Consider the following 15,988-nt stretch of genomic DNA (forward strand, 5'->3'; position numbering starts at 1 on the left):
AGGAGCAAAGCTTGCTCGCGATGAACGATGACGCGGTGGTTCAGAAAAACCGCGGCGCATCGATCGCGAGCAAGCTTTGCTCCTACGGATACGGATTCAGGCGCTCCAGATGGTCTTGTGCAAAAAACTGAAGCTGCGGATAGAACAACCGAAAGTCCTCGCTCAACGGCTCATACAGCCGCTGCAATTCCTCCATCGCTGCAGCCAGTTCTTCAGGCCGTGACAGGCGCCGTGAAATCCCCCGCAGCACCTGGTCCAGCACCGCAAACTCCCGATAAGAACCAAGCCAGTCATTCGCCTCCATGTGCGGGGCAATCTGCGCGAGTCGCCCTGGCAGCTGCGGTTCGGCAGCCAACACCCGGTACACATCCGAAGTGAACTGCTCCAGCGGCTGGTCCGCGTAAAGCCTCCAGTCCCGCGCCAGGCAATGGTCGAAAAACACATCGAGCACGATCCCGGCATACCGCCGTCGCGTCAGCGTAAAGCGCGACAACGCCAGGTCGACCAACGGATGGCGGTCGGTAAACACGTCGATGCTGCGATGCAGCTGAATGGCCGCTTCGATCTCCGGATTGAACTGCCCTTGCAGCCGACCCTTGACGAAATCGCCATACAAACTGCCGAGCATTTGACCGGGGCGCTGGCCACCGAGATGAAGATGTGCGAGATAGTTCATGCCGCGTAGCTTAGCACTGCGCCCTCAATATCGTTATAACCCGATATACCGATTTAGGCTGTCATCAGATCAAAATCATATTGGTATATCGCGAAATACAGATTTAAAGTTCGCCTCATCGCGATATAACGTTTTACCCAACCCGAGCACTGCCATGTCCACCATTGACCTCGACGAAATAATAAAAGCCCTGGCGCACCCGGTACGGCGAGAAATCCTGCACTGGCTCAAAGACCCGACCGTCGAATTCCCCGACCAATCCCACAGCAACGAGCACGGCGTCTGCGCCGGGCAGATCGATCAACGTTGCGGTTTGTCGCAGTCCACCGTTTCCGCCCATCTGGCGACCCTGCAACGCGCCGGCCTGATCAGCAGCCGTAAAGTTGGCCAGTGGCATTTTTTCAAACGCAACGAGGAAACCATTCAGGAATTCCTCCGCACCTTCAGCAAAGAGCTCTGACCCTTTCGCCGATAAGGAATCAACAATGCCCCTCTCGCTTCTCATTCTGGCCCTCAGCGCCTTTGCCATCGGCACCACCGAGTTCGTCATCATGGGCTTGCTGCCCGATGTGGCGGCCGACCTTGGTGTGTCGATCCCTGGCGCCGGGTGGCTGGTGACCGGCTACGCCCTGGGCGTGGCCATCGGTGCGCCGTTCATGGCACTGGCCACCGCCAGACTGCCACGCAAGGCTGCGCTGGTCGCGTTGATGGGCATTTTCATTGTCGGCAACCTGCTCTGCGCCCTCGCCAGTGATTATCAGGTGCTGATGTTCGCCCGTGTCGTCACCGCCCTGTGCCATGGCGCGTTCTTCGGTATCGGCTCGGTGGTGGCGGCGGGTCTGGTGCCTGCCAACAAGCGTGCGTCGGCCGTTGCATTGATGTTCACCGGCCTGACCCTGGCCAACGTGTTGGGCGTACCGCTGGGCACTGCGCTGGGTCAGGAAGCTGGCTGGCGCTCGACCTTCTGGGCAGTGACCGTGATCGGCGTGATTGCGCTGATCGGCCTGATCCGTTTCCTGCCGGCCAAACGTGACGAAGAAAAACTCGACATGCGCGCCGAACTGAGCGCCCTCAAAGGGGCCGGTATCTGGCTGTCGTTGAGCATGACCGCACTGTTCGCCGCATCGGTCTTCACCTTGTTTACCTATGTCGCACCGCTGTTGGGCGAAGTTACCGGTGTCTCGCCACGCGGCGTGACCTGGACCCTGATGCTCATCGGCCTGGGCCTGACAGTCGGCAACATCATCGGCGGCAAGCTGGCTGACAAAGGCATGGCGGCGACACTGATTGGCGTGTTCATCAGCATGGCGGTGGTCTCCACCGTGCTGACCTGGACCAGCGTCGCAGTGATCCCGACCGAAATCACCCTGTTCCTCTGGGCTACCGCGTGCTTCGCCGCCGTCCCCGCCCTGCAAGTGAACGTAGTGACCTTTGGCAAGGCGGCACCGAACCTGGTGTCGACCCTGAACATCGGCGCTTTCAATGTCGGCAACGCACTCGGAGCCTGGGTTGGCGGCAGCGTCATCGCCCATGGTTTCGGCCTGACCAGCGTGCCCCTCGCGGCCGCTGCGCTGGCGATCCTGGCGCTGCTGGTGACCCTGATTACTTTCCGTCAGAGCGGTAATCCCGAACTGGCTCCTGCTACCAACTGATACCTCACGAGGGTTGTATTAAATGACGACTATTTTCGATCCGATCAAGCTTGGCGACCTGCAACTGGCAAACCGCATCATCATGGCGCCACTGACTCGCTGCCGCGCCGACGAAGGCCGCGTGCCGAACGCACTGATGGCTGAATACTATGTGCAGCGCGCGTCCGCCGGCCTGATCCTCAGCGAGGCCACCTCGGTCACGCCGATGGGCGTCGGCTACCCGGACACCCCGGGCATCTGGTCCAACGACCAGGTGCGCGGCTGGAGCAACGTGACCAAAGCGGTACACGGCGCCGGCGGCAAGATCTTCCTGCAACTGTGGCATGTGGGCCGGGTTTCCCACCCGTCCTACCTGAACGGCGAAGCTCCGGTTGCACCGAGCGCCATCCAGCCAAAAGGTCATGTCAGCCTGGTTCGCCCACTGGCCGACTACCCAACGCCACGCGCACTGGAAACCGCTGAAATCGCCGACATCGTCGACGCTTACCGCGTCGGTGCGGAAAACGCCAAGGCTGCCGGTTTTGACGGCGTGGAAATCCACGGCGCCAACGGTTACCTGCTCGACCAATTCCTGCAAAGCAGCACCAACCAGCGCACCGACAATTACGGCGGCTCGCTGGAAAACCGTGCTCGCCTGTTGCTCGAAGTGACCGACGCCGCCATCGAAGTCTGGGGCGCAGGTCGCGTCGGTGTGCACCTGGCACCGCGCGCCGACTCCCACGACATGGGCGACGACAACCTGTCCGAAACCTTCACCTACGTCGCTCGCGAACTGGGTAAACGCGGCATCGCGTTCATTTGCTCCCGCGAGAAAGAAGCTGGCGACAGCCTCGGCCCACAACTGAAAGAAGCCTTCGGCGGCGCATACATTGCCAATGAACGTTTCACCAAGGACAGCGCCAATGCCTGGCTCTCCAGCGGCAAGGCCGATGCGGTCGCCTTCGGCGTACCGTTCATCGCCAACCCGGACCTGCCGGCACGCCTGAAAGCCGATGCGCCATTGAACGAGCCGCGCCCAGAACTGTTCTACGGCAAGGGTCCGGTCGGCTACATCGACTATCCGACGCTGTAAACTCCGTTTAAATAAAGAAGCCCCGGGTAGAAATACCCGGGGCTTCTTTATTGGAAAACGCTCAACTAATGAAACAACATCAACATTGCACCGACACTGACAGCGGGGTTAACTTCAACCACCAACACGACTAACACGTTATCTAACATGGACGCCCCCGCACACAAACTTATTATCACACTGACACTCAGCAACCTCACTGACTCGATAGTCTGACGCAACGACGTCATGCTGGATGACACCCCGTCAGCCTTCCCTTCCAACGTCATGCCACTTAACACACAGCTGATCGTCCTGGAGGGCTGAGCCGTGGCCCGCAAAGCCCCTGAAACCACTTACTTAATCGAAAGGAATCGACATGAACGACATCAAAGACACCAGCAACAACTACGAAGAGCTGCTCTCGTTTTTCAACTACACCTCAATTGGAATGCTTTACAACCTGACGCCGCTTCTATTCAGCGAGGAAAACCAGCAAGCACTGGATGAGTTGATTGGGGTCGCCAAGGTTGAATTGATCAGCCTGTTAGATCAAATTAATTCGGAGCACGCCCAGAACAAACAAATCGAACAGTGGCGAAATCAAAACAAGCGCTCGAACATCACTCGCGTGATAGTCAAACTCATCAATAACTCCCCTCACACGTTTAAAATTGCACAGACCAGCTTGCCACTGCACACATCAGAGCGTGAGTCATTCCTGCTCCCCGCGTACGGCAATACAGCATTCAAATCCGATTTCGCCTATACCTACGCCTATCCTTGGCAAAAAAACAAAATCATGTTCAATCAGTTCGTGGATTTTATCGATCAGAACGTCGGGGTTCGTTTTGATCTCGGCATGATAATGAATACGTCCTTCGGCGTTCTGTCGCCCACACACAGGGCAAGGGTAAAAAACACCGTCACCTCCATTGGCTCATCCAAAATCAATTGCTCAACCCAAATCACGAGCATGGGAGAGAGTGAGCCTTTCAATTTCGAGGTGGAAATCAGGCTGGGCTGAAGCAACGCCCCTTCCGGATTGTTCTCACCTTTTCACATCTACGACACAAAACTCCTACAAAATACGTAGCTTGCTACCTGTCATCCCGAAGCGCGTCCGTATATAAAAGCACCCATTACGACAACGCGGGCGAAGAGTTGATCTTCGCCCGCGTCTATTGACAGAATCGGATCCAATTACGCATCTTGTTTCATTTGCGCAGGCTGGGGCTCAAGCGCAGCATGTCCAGACCCGCGTCGACCCAGCGCGCGGCTTCAGCGTGCAGCTGAAAGCTGTCGGGAGCGAGCAGCCACCCATACAGGATGCCGTCAACATAGGCATGAATGCTGATCGCTGCGCGGGCCGTGTCGAGATTCTCCGGCAACTGGCCTCGTTTCACCGCATTACGCAATGCCAGTTCGATACGCACATTGCACTCCAGACTGACGGTGCGACGCTGCTGGCGCAGATCACACATTTCATCAGTGAATTCGCACTTGTGGAACAGAATCTCATTGATGCGTCGGGTCTTCGGGTCCAGGGCAACTTGATGAAACAAATGAATCAGCAGTTTGCGCATGCATCCCAGCGGATCCTCTTCCTCTGCGCTTTCGCTCGCCCTGGCCATTTCATCCAGCGGTTCATGCAAGCTGTCGAGCATCGCCTGAACCAGATCAGCCTTGTTGCTGAAATGCCAGTAGATGGCCCCACGCGTAACACCGGCCAGGGTCGCAATGTCCGCCAGTGTCGTGCGCGCCACGCCCCTTTCGTAAAAGGCTTTTTCTGCCGCTTCGAGTATCTGGCTGCGAGTTTCTTGAGCTTCCTCTTTGGTGCGACGGACCATGGCAGTAAAACCTCAATCAGGAATGCTTCAGCGATGTCTGTACACCGTCTGAATAAATGTGGGTGCGAGCTCTCTGAGATCTCATCCCCAGCCTACAATTTTCACCTTGCATCGACTTTTGTAACCGGATGGGTACTGAGCCAGGCTATTTACAAACAACCATGAACGTAAGTATATTCCTTAGCAAGCTACTTATCCACCCAGCACAGTTTTTTTACCTTTACACTTTTCTTGTGCGCATGTTGCGCGCCTGACCCGAGGATCTTCATGCAATTCAAGCCAGCTGTTACCGCTCTGGTTACTGCCGTCGCCCTGGCATCGCTGCTCAGCGGATGTAAAAAGGAAGAGGCGCCCCCAGCCCCTCCAACCCCTCAGGTCGGCGTCGTAACCCTTCAACCTCAAGCCTTTACCCTGACATCCGAACTGCCGGGCCGCACAACGGCCTACCGCATCGCGGAAGTTCGCCCACAGGTCAATGGCATCATTCTCAAGCGCCTGTTCAAGGAAGGCGGTGACGTGAAGGAAGGCCAGCAGCTTTACCAGATCGATCCTTCGGTCTATCAGGCCACCCTGAACAGCGCACAAGCCAACCTGCAATCGACCAAGTCGATTTCCGATCGCTACAAGCAACTGGTCAACGAGCAAGCCGTAAGCCGTCAGGAATACGACACTGCCGTGGCCAACCGCCTGCAATCGGAAGCCGCCCTGAAAAGCGCAGAGATCAATGTGCGCTACACCAAGGTTTACGCACCGATTTCCGGTCGCATCGGCCGCTCTTCGGTCACCGAAGGCGCACTGGTCAACAATGGCCAGGCCGACGCCATGGCCGTGATCCAGCAACTGGACCCGATCTACGTCGACGTTACCCAGTCTTCGGTCGAACTGCTGGAGCTGCGCCGCGAACTGGAAAGCGGTCGTCTGCAAAAGGCCGGCGAGAATGCCGCCATGGTCAAGCTGACCCTCGAAGACGGCAGCCAGTACAAACAACAGGGCAAGCTCGAGTTCTCCGAAGTGTCGGTTGACCAGACCACCGGTTCCGTGACCTTGCGCGCAGTGTTCCCGAACCCTGATCACACCTTGCTGCCGGGCATGTTCGTTCACGCTCAGCTGCAAGCCGGGGTGAACGCTGCCGCGATTCTCGCACCGCAACAGGGCGTGACCCGTGACCTCAAGGGAACGCCAACTGCTCTGGTGGTCGGTCCGGACAACAAGGTCGAGCTGCGTCAGCTCAAGGCCAGCCGTACGGTCGGCAGCCAATGGCTGATTGAAGATGGCCTCAAGGCCGGCGACCGCCTGATCACTGAAGGACTGCAATTCGTCAAACCTGGCGTCGTAGTCAAGCCCACTGAAGCGACTAACGTTGGCGCAAAGAACCCAGCCCCCGCACAGGCAGCTAACACTGCCACTGGCGGTAAAGGGGAGTAAACCATGTCGAAATTTTTTATCGACCGTCCGATTTTCGCCTGGGTAATTGCCCTGGTGATCATGTTGGTCGGGGCTCTATCGATCCTCAAGTTGCCGATCAACCAATACCCGAGCATCGCCCCGCCGGCGATCGCCATTTCCGTCACCTACCCAGGTGCTTCTGCACAAACCGTGCAGGACACCGTGGTGCAGGTGATCGAGCAGCAGCTCAACGGTATCGATAACCTGCGTTATGTGTCCTCGGAAAGTAACTCCGACGGCAGCATGACCATTACCGCGACCTTCGAGCAGGGCACCAACTCCGATACCGCGCAGGTCCAGGTCCAGAACAAACTGAACCTGGCCACCCCGCTGCTGCCACAAGAAGTGCAGCAACAGGGTATCCGCGTGACCAAGGCAGTGAAAAACTTCCTGATGGTCATCGGCGTGGTCTCGCGCGACGGCAGCATGACCAAGGACGACCTGTCCAACTACATCGTTTCCAACATGCAGGACCCGATCTCGCGGACAGCCGGTGTCGGTGACTTCCAGGTGTTTGGTGCCCAGTACGCCATGCGTATCTGGCTCGACCCGGCCAAGTTGAACAACTTCAACCTGACCCCGGTCGATGTCAAAACCGCCATCGCCGCGCAGAACGTCCAGGTTTCCTCCGGTCAACTCGGTGGCTTGCCCGCCCTGCCTGGCCAGCAACTGAACGCCACGATCATCGGCAAGACCCGCTTGCAGACGGCCGAGCAGTTCAAGGAAATCCTGCTGCGGGTCAACAAGGACGGCTCGCAGGTTCGCCTGTCTGACGTTGCCGATGTCGGCCTCGGTGGCGAAAACTACAGCATCAGCGCCCAGTTCAACGGCAGCCCGGCTTCCGGTCTGGCAGTGAAGCTGGCCAACGGCGCCAACGCCCTCGACACCGCCAAGGCCCTGCGCAAGACCATCGACAACCTCAAGCCATTCTTCCCGGAAGGGATGGAAGTGGTGTTCCCATACGACACCACTCCGGTGGTGACCGAGTCGATCAAGGGTGTGGTTGAAACCCTGGTCGAAGCGATCGTGCTGGTGTTCCTGGTGATGTTCCTGTTCCTGCAAAACTTCCGCGCCACGGTCATCACCACCATGACCGTACCGGTGGTGTTGCTGGGTACCTTCGGGATCCTCGCGGCGTTCGGCTTCAGCATCAACACCCTGACCATGTTCGGTATGGTGCTCGCCATCGGCTTGCTGGTGGACGATGCCATCGTCGTGGTGGAAAACGTCGAACGGGTGATGAGCGAAGAAGGACTCTCACCCAAGGAAGCCACCAAGAAATCCATGGGCCAGATCCAGGGCGCACTGGTCGGTATCGCACTGGTTCTGTCGGCGGTACTGCTGCCGATGGCGTTCTTCAGCGGTTCGACCGGGGTGATCTACAAACAGTTCTCGATCACCATCGTTTCGGCCATGGCCCTTTCGGTATTGGTTGCCCTGATCTTCACCCCGGCGCTCTGCGCCACCATGCTCAAGGCGATTCCGAAAGGCGAGCACGGCACTCCGAAACGCGGCTTCTTCGGCTGGTTCAACCGCAACTTCGACCGTAGCGTAAGAAGCTACGAGCGCGGTGTCGGCAACATGCTCAAGCACAAAGCGCCGTACTTGCTGGCCTACATCATCATCGTGGTCGGCATGATCTGGCTGTTCACCCGCATTCCAACGGCGTTCCTGCCGGAAGAAGACCAGGGTGTACTCTTTGCCCAGGTCCAGACCCCGGCCGGCTCTACCTCCCAGCGCACCCAAGTGGTCGTGGACGAGATGCGTGAATTCCTGCTGCGTCCTGGCAAGGACGGTGGTGAAGGCGATGCGGTGAACTCGGTGTTTACCGTGACCGGCTTCAACTTCGCCGGCCGTGGCCAAAGTTCGGGCATGGCGTTCATCATGCTCAGGCCATGGGCCGAGCGGAACGCCGACAACAGCGTGTTCAAGGTTGCGGCCCGTGCCCAACAGCACTTCTTCACCTTCCGCGACGCCATGGTGTTCGCCTTCGCGCCACCGGCGGTACTGGAGTTGGGTAACGCCACCGGTTTCGACGTGTTCCTGCAGGATCGCGCCGGCATCGGTCACGACAAGTTGATGGCTGCCCGTAACCAGTTCCTCGGTATGGCGGCGCAGAGCAAGGTGCTGTCGCAGGTCCGTCCGAACGGTCTGAACGACGAACCGCAATACCAGCTGGAAATCGACGATGAAAAGGCCAGTGCCTTGGGCATCACGATGACCGACATCAACAACACGCTGTCGATCGCGCTGGGCAGTAGCTACGTCAACGACTTCATCGACCGTGGTCGAGTGAAAAAGGTTTACGTACAAGGCCAGCCGGGTGCTCGCATGAGCCCTGAAGACCTGAAGAAATGGTATGTACGCAACAGCCAGGGCGCCATGGTTCCGTTCTCCGCGTTCGCCAAGGGCGAGTGGATCTACGGCTCGCCGAAGCTGGCGCGTTACAACGGCGTAGAAGCGGTGGAAATCCTCGGTTCCCCGGCACCTGGCTACAGCACCGGTGAAGCCATGGCCGAAGTCGAAGCCCTGGCCCAGAAACTGCCGGCAGGCGTGGGTATTTCCTGGACCGGCCTGTCGTATGAGGAACGTCTGTCCGGCTCGCAAGCTCCGGCGCTGTACGCCTTGTCGTTGCTGATGGTCTTCCTCTGTCTGGCGGCTCTGTACGAAAGCTGGTCGATTCCGATTGCGGTGATGCTGGTTGTACCGCTGGGGATCATCGGTGCCCTGCTCGCCACCAGCCTGCGCGGTCTGTCCAACGACGTGTATTTCCAGGTGGGCCTGTTGACAACCATCGGTCTGGCGGCGAAAAACGCCATTCTGATTGTCGAATTTGCCAAGGAACTGCATGAACAAGGGCGCAGCCTGAGTGACGCAGCCATCGAAGCGTGCCGGATGCGTTTGCGACCGATCATCATGACCTCGCTGGCGTTCGTCCTCGGTGTGGTACCGCTGGCCATTTCCACCGGCGCAGGCTCGGGTAGCCAGCATGCGATCGGTACCGGGGTTATCGGCGGTATGCTGACGGCCACCGTACTGGCGATCTTCTGGGTCCCACTGTTCTTTGTCACTGTGTCGTCGATGGGTCAACGCAAAACTGCGGATCAGGATGACGTCGCTATAGAAACTTCTAAAGAGGCTGGCCAATGAGCAAGTCGCTACTCTCCCTAGCCATCGCCGCGTTCGTGCTCGGTGGCTGCTCGCTGATACCGGATTATCAGCAGCCTGCCGCACCGATTGCATCGCAATACCCACAAGGTCCGGCGTACTCGCCGGCCCAGGCCGCGAACCAGGCTGCCGCCGAACAAGGCTGGAAGCAGTTTTTCCGTGACCCGGCGCTGCAGCAGCTGATCCAGACCGCTCTGGAAAACAACCGCGACCTGCGTGTCGCGGCGCTGAACATCGACGCCTTTGCGGCCCAATACCGCATTTCGCGCGCCGACCTGTTCCCGGCCGTCTCGGCGACCGGCACCGGCAGCCGTCAGCGGATTCCGGCGCGTGCCTCGCAGACTGGTAAAGAGAGCATCAGTGCCAGCTACTCGGCCACCGTGGGCGTCAGCGCCTATGAACTCGACCTGTTCGGTCGGGTTCGCAGCCTGAACGAACAAGCGCTGCAAAACTACTTCGCCACTGAAGAGGCACGCCGCAGCACCCAGATCAGCCTGGTGGCCAGCGTGGCCAACGCTTACCTGACCTGGCAGGCCGACAAGGAACAGCTGAAACTGTCTCAGGACACCCTCGCCACCTTCGAAGAAAGCTACCGGCTCACCTCCCGTAGTAACGAAGTCGGCGTGGCGTCGGCGCTGGACCTGAGCCAGTCGCGTACGGCCGTGGAGACCGCCCGGGTCCAGCAGGCGAAATTCACTCGCCTGGTGGCCCAGGACGAAAACAGCCTGGCGCTGCTGTTGGGCACCGGTGTACCGGCCAATCTGGCCGCGGGCCAGCCGCTGTCCGATGACCTGCTCAGCGAAGTACCGGCCGGTCTGCCGTCCGACCTGCTGCAACGTCGCCCGGACATCCTTGAAGCCGAACACAAGCTCAAGGCTGCCAACGCCAACATCGGCGCGGCGCGCGCAGCGTTCTTCCCGAGCATCAGCCTGACCGCCAATGCCGGCACCCTGAGCCCGGATCTGTCCGGTCTGTTCAAGGGTGGTTCGGGGACCTGGCTGTTCCAGCCACAAATCAACCTGCCGATCTTCAATGCCGGTAGCCTGAGCGCCAGCCTGGATTACTCGAAAATCCAGAAAGACATCACGATCGCGCAGTACGAGAAGTCGATCCAGACCGCCTTCCAGGAAGTCTCCGACGGCCTCGCCGCACGCCTGACCTTCAACGAACAGTTGCAGGCCCAGCGTGATCTGGTGGCCGCCAACCAGAACTACTACCGCCTGGCCGAACGTCGCTACCGCATCGGTGTCGACAGCAACCTGACCTTCCTAGACGCCCAGCGTCAGTTGTTCACTGCGCAGCAATCGTTGATCACCGACCGTCTGTCGCAACTGATCAGCGAAGTGAATCTGTACAAGGCTCTCGGTGGTGGCTGGAACGCACAAACCGCGAAGAACGAGCCGGTGAAAGAAGAAGCACCGAAGCTGAAGATGTTCTGATAACACTCGTAAAAACGAAGCCCACCATTTGGTGGGCTTTTTTGTGGGCTGTGTCCCGCGTAGGAGCCTGCGCCTATGTCGGTTCAGGTGGATCAAGGTAATCCAGCGCCCGATTCACCGCCAACTCGGCCAGCGAGATCATCTGCTGGATCGCCAGTGCGGTATTGCGTTTGGGGCCTTCGAGGTCGAACGCCAGATCGCTGGCCATGACATTGACCGAGGCGAGGGTTTCGCAGGCGTGGGCCAATAGGGTTTCAGAGTCGACGTCGGGGGCGATGACGAAAATGCAGCCGGGGCGTCGGTCGGCTAACAACTGCTTGGTTTCGGGCAGCACCAGGTAATGGTCGAGCGCGCGGTGTGCGGCGGCGTGGAGTTCTTTTGAGTCGAGGGAGGCGTAGGGGGAAACCGGATCGGTTTCGGGGGGATTCGGTGTGGCTTTGAACATGATGAAACTCCAAATGTAAGTAGAGGAGCCATCACCCTCGCTACCAAACGAAGGGTGGTGGCCATACGCGGGTTGGTAGACCGGACACTTGGAAACCGGCGCGCCCGAGGGCGCCCTGCGCATGGCCACCATAAAAGCGAATGCCGACAAAAAGCACCTGCATAAGGTGACGCTGTGCGCCGTGTGTCCGGGCTACCAAACCCGATCGCTGATAATCAGCGACACGGAAACGATAGAGGCGTGGACCAAAGCGCACAAGCCGGCGGATTCTGGCGCAGGTGTAGGCCGTGACGCAAGGCGCTGTAGCCTCTGATGGACACTGCGTGACCAAGCTTAAACACCCGTCGTAGCAGCTGCCGAGCCCGCGAGGCTGCGTTAGAGGCGGGCCGCGTTCGGACACAGTCCTCGCAAATCCTGCGTACGCGGTTTACCTGACAGAACGTGTTGCCTGATTTTACGACCGCTCTGCGGCCGAACGCAGCCTCGCGGGCTCGGCAGCTGCTACGAATCGCGTTACGGCTTAATTGAGCGGCATTAGCCTTGATCACCGGTTTTAGAAATGACAGAACACCTCAACCTCCAACGCCATTGACCAGAAACACCGGTTCTTCCAGATAGTGGAGCCCCAGCCGGTTTTCGAACACTTCATCGCGTAATGCCGCCGTGGTGAAACAGCCCAGCCCAAGGGCCGTGGCCACCAGTGAAAAGGTCTGACTCAGATGCCCGGCATCCATCAATGCCACCCGCAGTGCTCGGCTGAACTCGTACTTCCAGGCCATTCGCTCGACCCGTGCCGTGGACACAAACACTGCCGCTGCATCCTTGATCCACGGCTGCTCGCCACAGGCGTCGCTGATCCAGACTCGCGGGTCTTCCCGTGACAGCAGCTCGAGCCCGTGACGGCGAACCGAATAGTGGTAAAGACCGCGTTCGAAGCCTTGCACATTCATCAGCACCGCATACACCTCGGTGCCCTGCAGCGAACCGCCGGCCGGTGAGGTTTTCTTCAGGAAATAATCCCCCATGCGGTTCTGTTCCATGACCGTCGCGCCCCACGTGTAGTAGAGCAACAGGGACAATTGCTGCGCGCTCAACGGCCGGTCGCTGAAGGTGCGCGACGTGCGGCGCTCGCACAGCGAATCGAGCAATGTCGATTGGGCGATCGCGCCGGAAGGCGCCAGCAGCGGGTTTTCCAGGGCAACGAAAGGATGGGAGAAATAATCCTTGAACGCCGACGGCTGACGTCGCGCCAAGGCCTTTTGCTCAAGCTGCGCTTCCAGATCGCTGACGCTGATGTAGGGCGTGTGCGACCCAGTCCGAGTGCTCAGGTAAAACTCCAGCGCCGCGTCCCAGTGGGTCCAAAGGCTGGCCGGCTGGCTACGCTCAACGCAAGCGCCAGTGTCAGATGGCGTCTCGACCGGTTGCAGGACACCCTGGCTGATCAGTTGCCGCAGAAACGCCAGGTTGTCGTCCTGCTCGGGACTCTGCAAAACACCCGGCAGCAACAAGGCACTGCCCAATGTCTGGGGAGTCAGGAAGTGGCGCAGCAACGGCAGAAACATCACACCGAATTCCAGACTCAGGTCGCACTGCCGATCGCGGATAAAAAACGACGCCGAGCCGACGCTGAGCCAGGTGCTTTCCCTGAGTTTGAGCAGGGTTTGTGCACCCTGCTCGAGTTGCGTTTGCGGCGCCTGCCGGGCACACCCCTGCCAGAACAAGGCTTTGGGGCGAAGGGACTTGATGGCCGTGATCAAGGTCAACAATTCTGCATCATCGGTTTTGCGGGAAATATCCCACTCAAGGGTGATCGCTTTCACCGGCGATGAATCAAACAAGTGACGCAAGATGTCCCAATCTCGCCGCGGATGGCCGGTATGTATTTCAATCAGCCGGTCCAGCGGTAACGAACGCAAGTAGCTGTTCAGGTCATAACCCAGGGTTCTGGCGGTCGCGATCGCGCTGTCGAGGTCCAGCAGAAATCCCGAGCCACTGCGTTCCACCACCCGAGAGATGAACCCGCCTTCAGATTGTTCTTGTGTATCCTGCAACGAAAACAACCGCGGCGCGTTTTCCAGTACCAGCAGCGTTGCCGTGAGGTCACGCAATTCAATGGCGTTGGCCACCACCGTGTCAGCTACCTCTTGGGCCAGGGTCGGCAAAATGAAATGCTGAGTGTCGCCTCCGTGAAACCGCGACCAGGAAATATGCTCGGCCAACCAGGGCGAGCGGGTTTTCTCGCACAGCCGCCGAGTCATTTTCAGAAACTCGCGGTCCATCGCGATGCCCACACTGCCCAGGGACAAACTGGAAGAATGCAGCAGGCTCGGTACTTGCGCACCGAGCTCAAGCAGACGCGGTTCCAGAATGCAGTGTGTCGGCTGAAACTCGACGTAATCGAAATGCGGCAAGCCCTCGGCGAGAATCCGTTCGACGGTCGGGTCGAGCCCCTCCTCCGATAACTCATCCTGAGGCGTGTGCCGTGGCAAATGGTATTCCAGCCCGACGCCGGCCTCCGGAAATTGCGAAGCATCAAACATCGCCATGTCCGCCTCCCTGGCGTCAACCGGTCAGGCCCAGCATGCGTTTAGCCCCCGCCGCAGCGCCCGATATCGCCAACAACGCGGCGTGTTGAGTTTCCAGCGCCCTGACTTCTTTGATCAGGTTTTCCAGCAGTTGGCGGCCCTGAGGGGTGAAATCCGTGCACGCTTCGAAATCCGGTAACGCCTTGATCAAGCCTTGCAGGATGAACACCAGGCGTTTTTGTGCCCGCTGCAGTTCATGAGACGAGCGCGAACGAACCCGCTCCAGGTATTTGACCAACGCGACGTACACGAAAAACGCATGAAAATAACCATAGAGATCACGCTTCTGCCCCGACCACGGCAAGGTGAACAATGCCTCCCGCGAGGTCTCATCCCTGACGACCGGGCACACTTCGACAATGTTGTAGAGCAACTGATGAGTGGCCTCATGCACCAGCGACTCTTCCAGGTCGAGAATCGAATCATCCCGGTTCGAGATGAGGATGATCCCGGTGAAGCGCGAAGCCGAGCAGCTTCGAAATGAACCATCGGGCAAATAACATATGGACTTGACCAGTTTTCTAAACTGCTCGCGACAGGCGGGCCACGAGTGTTCTATCCGCAACAGCGCGATATTCACCACATCGCAAAAGAAACTCACGGAATGACCATGACGTTCCAATTGTTTACGGGTTGCTTCATCTTCTGGGAACTCATAACTGGGCGGTGCCACTCTCATCACCAACGGATCAACATTAAAACGATACACCGGCGGGCAATAATCATTCATGTGAACACTGTCGTTCTTTTTCACCCGCGCCAGCATCAGTGGGAACTCGATCAACATGCGCTCTAACTCATCGGTATTCGCCGCCTTTTTCGTGATAACCAGGTTGGCATAATGAGCCGTCAATACACTCCACACTTGAAACAGCGGATCATTAATAATCACGCGCTGCTCGCGGGTCGGCGGCACAATAAGATTGAATGCCTGCTCGAAAAACTCCGCCAACTGCGGAGCATTGGGAAACAGTTGAAAAAGTTCGGTGTACAGCGCCACAAAACTTGTGTAGCGATTTCGACTGACACGTTCCAGCAATACGTCAAATCGTGAAGGATCCGTGTCCGGCAGGAATGTCGTGCCCTGAAACAACTCGTCATCGGATAGCTCACGCAGACCACTGTTCCCGATTTCCATTTTTCAACCTTCCCTTAGGTAGGCGGCAACGGCTTCGCCATCGTCAGACTGGCGATGCCATACCCTGATTGTTCATAAAGACGACGCGCCGCATCGTTGCGACCAAAGACGTGCAGTCGCACTTCTTCGCATCCCGCCTGGCGTGCCCATGACTCGAGGGCCAACAGTGATTGTTTCGCATAACCCTGGCGGCGCTCTCCAGGGTCAATGTAGATATCCAGGATGAAGGCACTCTTGCCGGCACCGGTGTGTCGCTCGGCGACCCACAACTCGCCAATACGACGCTCCTGATCCTTGATCACCCAGAGTTGGTTTTTTTCAGTCAGTCGCCCTTGCGGCAACAACTGCTCGAAGACACTGCGTGCCCTTTGCGAGGCCTCCTCATGGGCCCACTCACCCGAGACGACCATACCGTCACCATATTCAGCAACGGCTCTTTCGGCGAACGTTGCAAAGTCCGCGTTATCCATTGGAGCCAAGGTGACAGGCATGAGTCATTCACTCCGCGCTCGACCGCTGTGCCTCATGACACTTCATA

Annotated in this window: 13 protein-coding genes; 7 read left to right on the forward strand and 6 right to left on the reverse strand. The window is 58.4% G+C overall.

The window, feature by feature from the left end:
- Window positions 1–82: 82 nt before the first annotated feature.
- Complete coding sequence (locus tag AC1RJ3_RS04205) at window positions 83–676, reverse strand: acyl carrier protein phosphodiesterase (protein WP_054596058.1); 594 nt, start codon at window positions 674–676, stop codon at window positions 83–85.
- Window positions 677–830: 154 nt separating this feature from the next.
- Here AC1RJ3_RS04205 and AC1RJ3_RS04210 point away from each other — a divergent pair, with 154 nt between their 5' ends.
- The 4 genes from AC1RJ3_RS04210 (at window position 831) to AC1RJ3_RS04225 (ending at window position 4,406) form a co-directional block, all read left to right on the forward strand.
- Window positions 831–1,136: an ArsR/SmtB family transcription factor gene (locus AC1RJ3_RS04210; RefSeq protein WP_054596057.1), complete on the forward strand. Its 306-nt coding sequence runs from the start codon at window positions 831–833 to the stop codon at window positions 1,134–1,136.
- Between the two features lie 25 nt (window positions 1,137–1,161).
- Window positions 1,162–2,328: an MFS transporter gene (locus AC1RJ3_RS04215; RefSeq protein ID WP_054596056.1), complete on the forward strand. Its 1,167-nt coding sequence runs from the start codon at window positions 1,162–1,164 to the stop codon at window positions 2,326–2,328.
- 22 nt (window positions 2,329–2,350) lie between these two features.
- Window positions 2,351–3,400 carry an alkene reductase gene (locus AC1RJ3_RS04220; RefSeq protein WP_347929150.1) on the forward strand — a complete coding sequence of 350 codons (1,050 nt, stop codon included), beginning with the start codon at window positions 2,351–2,353 and terminating at the stop codon, window positions 3,398–3,400.
- Between the two features lie 358 nt (window positions 3,401–3,758).
- On the forward strand, window positions 3,759–4,406 hold the full coding sequence (locus AC1RJ3_RS04225; protein WP_054596053.1) for a hypothetical protein: 648 nt from the start codon (window positions 3,759–3,761) through the stop codon (window positions 4,404–4,406).
- Between the two features lie 190 nt (window positions 4,407–4,596).
- Here AC1RJ3_RS04225 and emhR read toward each other — a convergent pair whose 3' ends face one another.
- The gene (gene emhR / locus AC1RJ3_RS04230) at window positions 4,597–5,229 is read right to left on the reverse strand and encodes an efflux system transcriptional repressor EmhR (protein ID WP_054596052.1); all 633 of its coding nucleotides are present in this window, start codon (window positions 5,227–5,229) and stop codon (window positions 4,597–4,599) included.
- Window positions 5,230–5,496: 267 nt separating this feature from the next.
- Between emhR and emhA the strand changes: the two genes are divergently transcribed.
- Genes emhA through adeC form a run of 3 tightly spaced genes read left to right on the forward strand, consistent with a single transcriptional unit; the run spans window position 5,497 to window position 11,282 of the window.
- Window positions 5,497–6,654, forward strand: a complete 1,158-nt coding sequence (gene emhA / locus AC1RJ3_RS04235) for an efflux RND transporter periplasmic adaptor subunit EmhA (RefSeq protein ID WP_054596051.1) — start codon at window positions 5,497–5,499, stop codon at window positions 6,652–6,654.
- A gap of 3 nt (window positions 6,655–6,657) precedes the next feature.
- Entirely contained in the window at window positions 6,658–9,825 is a 3,168-nt protein-coding gene (gene emhB / locus AC1RJ3_RS04240; protein ID WP_054596050.1) for an efflux RND transporter permease subunit EmhB, read from the forward strand.
- Entirely contained in the window at window positions 9,822–11,282 is a 1,461-nt protein-coding gene (gene adeC / locus AC1RJ3_RS04245; RefSeq protein ID WP_493077599.1) for an AdeC/AdeK/OprM family multidrug efflux complex outer membrane factor, read from the forward strand. Before emhB ends, adeC begins: the two co-directional genes overlap by 4 nt.
- Before the next feature lie 73 nt (window positions 11,283–11,355).
- On the opposite strand, the gene AC1RJ3_RS04250 is transcribed toward adeC, so the two are convergent.
- From AC1RJ3_RS04250 to AC1RJ3_RS04265, 4 genes are all read right to left on the reverse strand, one after another.
- Window positions 11,356–11,727, reverse strand: a complete 372-nt coding sequence (locus tag AC1RJ3_RS04250; RefSeq protein WP_347929147.1) for a DUF6124 family protein — start codon at window positions 11,725–11,727, stop codon at window positions 11,356–11,358.
- A gap of 572 nt (window positions 11,728–12,299) precedes the next feature.
- Complete coding sequence (locus tag AC1RJ3_RS04255; RefSeq protein WP_493077601.1) at window positions 12,300–14,273, reverse strand: multinuclear nonheme iron-dependent oxidase; 1,974 nt, start codon at window positions 14,271–14,273, stop codon at window positions 12,300–12,302.
- A 16-nt stretch (window positions 14,274–14,289) separates the two neighbouring features.
- Complete coding sequence (locus tag AC1RJ3_RS04260; protein WP_493077603.1) at window positions 14,290–15,450, reverse strand: aKG-HExxH-type peptide beta-hydroxylase; 1,161 nt, start codon at window positions 15,448–15,450, stop codon at window positions 14,290–14,292.
- Window positions 15,451–15,464: 14 nt separating this feature from the next.
- A complete protein-coding gene (locus AC1RJ3_RS04265; RefSeq protein ID WP_054596043.1) occupies window positions 15,465–15,941 on the reverse strand; it encodes a GNAT family N-acetyltransferase in 477 nt (158 codons plus the stop codon).
- Between the last annotated feature and the right edge of the window lie 47 nt (window positions 15,942–15,988).

It is taken from the genome of Pseudomonas sp. GW822-FHT04C11, from assembly GCF_058800905.1.

Coding starts and splice junctions, on each gene's coding strand:
- AC1RJ3_RS04205 (WP_054596058.1), bottom strand. CDS start 676: ATGAACTATCTCGCACATCTTCATCTCGGTGGCCAGCGCCCCGGTCAA.
- AC1RJ3_RS04210 (WP_054596057.1), top strand. CDS start 831: ATGTCCACCATTGACCTCGACGAAATAATAAAAGCCCTGGCGCACCCG.
- AC1RJ3_RS04215 (WP_054596056.1), top strand. CDS start 1,162: ATGCCCCTCTCGCTTCTCATTCTGGCCCTCAGCGCCTTTGCCATCGGC.
- AC1RJ3_RS04220 (WP_347929150.1), top strand. CDS start 2,351: ATGACGACTATTTTCGATCCGATCAAGCTTGGCGACCTGCAACTGGCA.
- AC1RJ3_RS04225 (WP_054596053.1), top strand. CDS start 3,759: ATGAACGACATCAAAGACACCAGCAACAACTACGAAGAGCTGCTCTCG.
- emhR (WP_054596052.1), bottom strand. CDS start 5,229: ATGGTCCGTCGCACCAAAGAGGAAGCTCAAGAAACTCGCAGCCAGATA.
- emhA (WP_054596051.1), top strand. CDS start 5,497: ATGCAATTCAAGCCAGCTGTTACCGCTCTGGTTACTGCCGTCGCCCTG.
- emhB (WP_054596050.1), top strand. CDS start 6,658: ATGTCGAAATTTTTTATCGACCGTCCGATTTTCGCCTGGGTAATTGCC.
- adeC (WP_493077599.1), top strand. CDS start 9,822: ATGAGCAAGTCGCTACTCTCCCTAGCCATCGCCGCGTTCGTGCTCGGT.
- AC1RJ3_RS04250 (WP_347929147.1), bottom strand. CDS start 11,727: ATGTTCAAAGCCACACCGAATCCCCCCGAAACCGATCCGGTTTCCCCC.
- AC1RJ3_RS04255 (WP_493077601.1), bottom strand. CDS start 14,273: ATGGCGATGTTTGATGCTTCGCAATTTCCGGAGGCCGGCGTCGGGCTG.
- AC1RJ3_RS04260 (WP_493077603.1), bottom strand. CDS start 15,450: ATGGAAATCGGGAACAGTGGTCTGCGTGAGCTATCCGATGACGAGTTG.
- AC1RJ3_RS04265 (WP_054596043.1), bottom strand. CDS start 15,941: ATGCCTGTCACCTTGGCTCCAATGGATAACGCGGACTTTGCAACGTTC.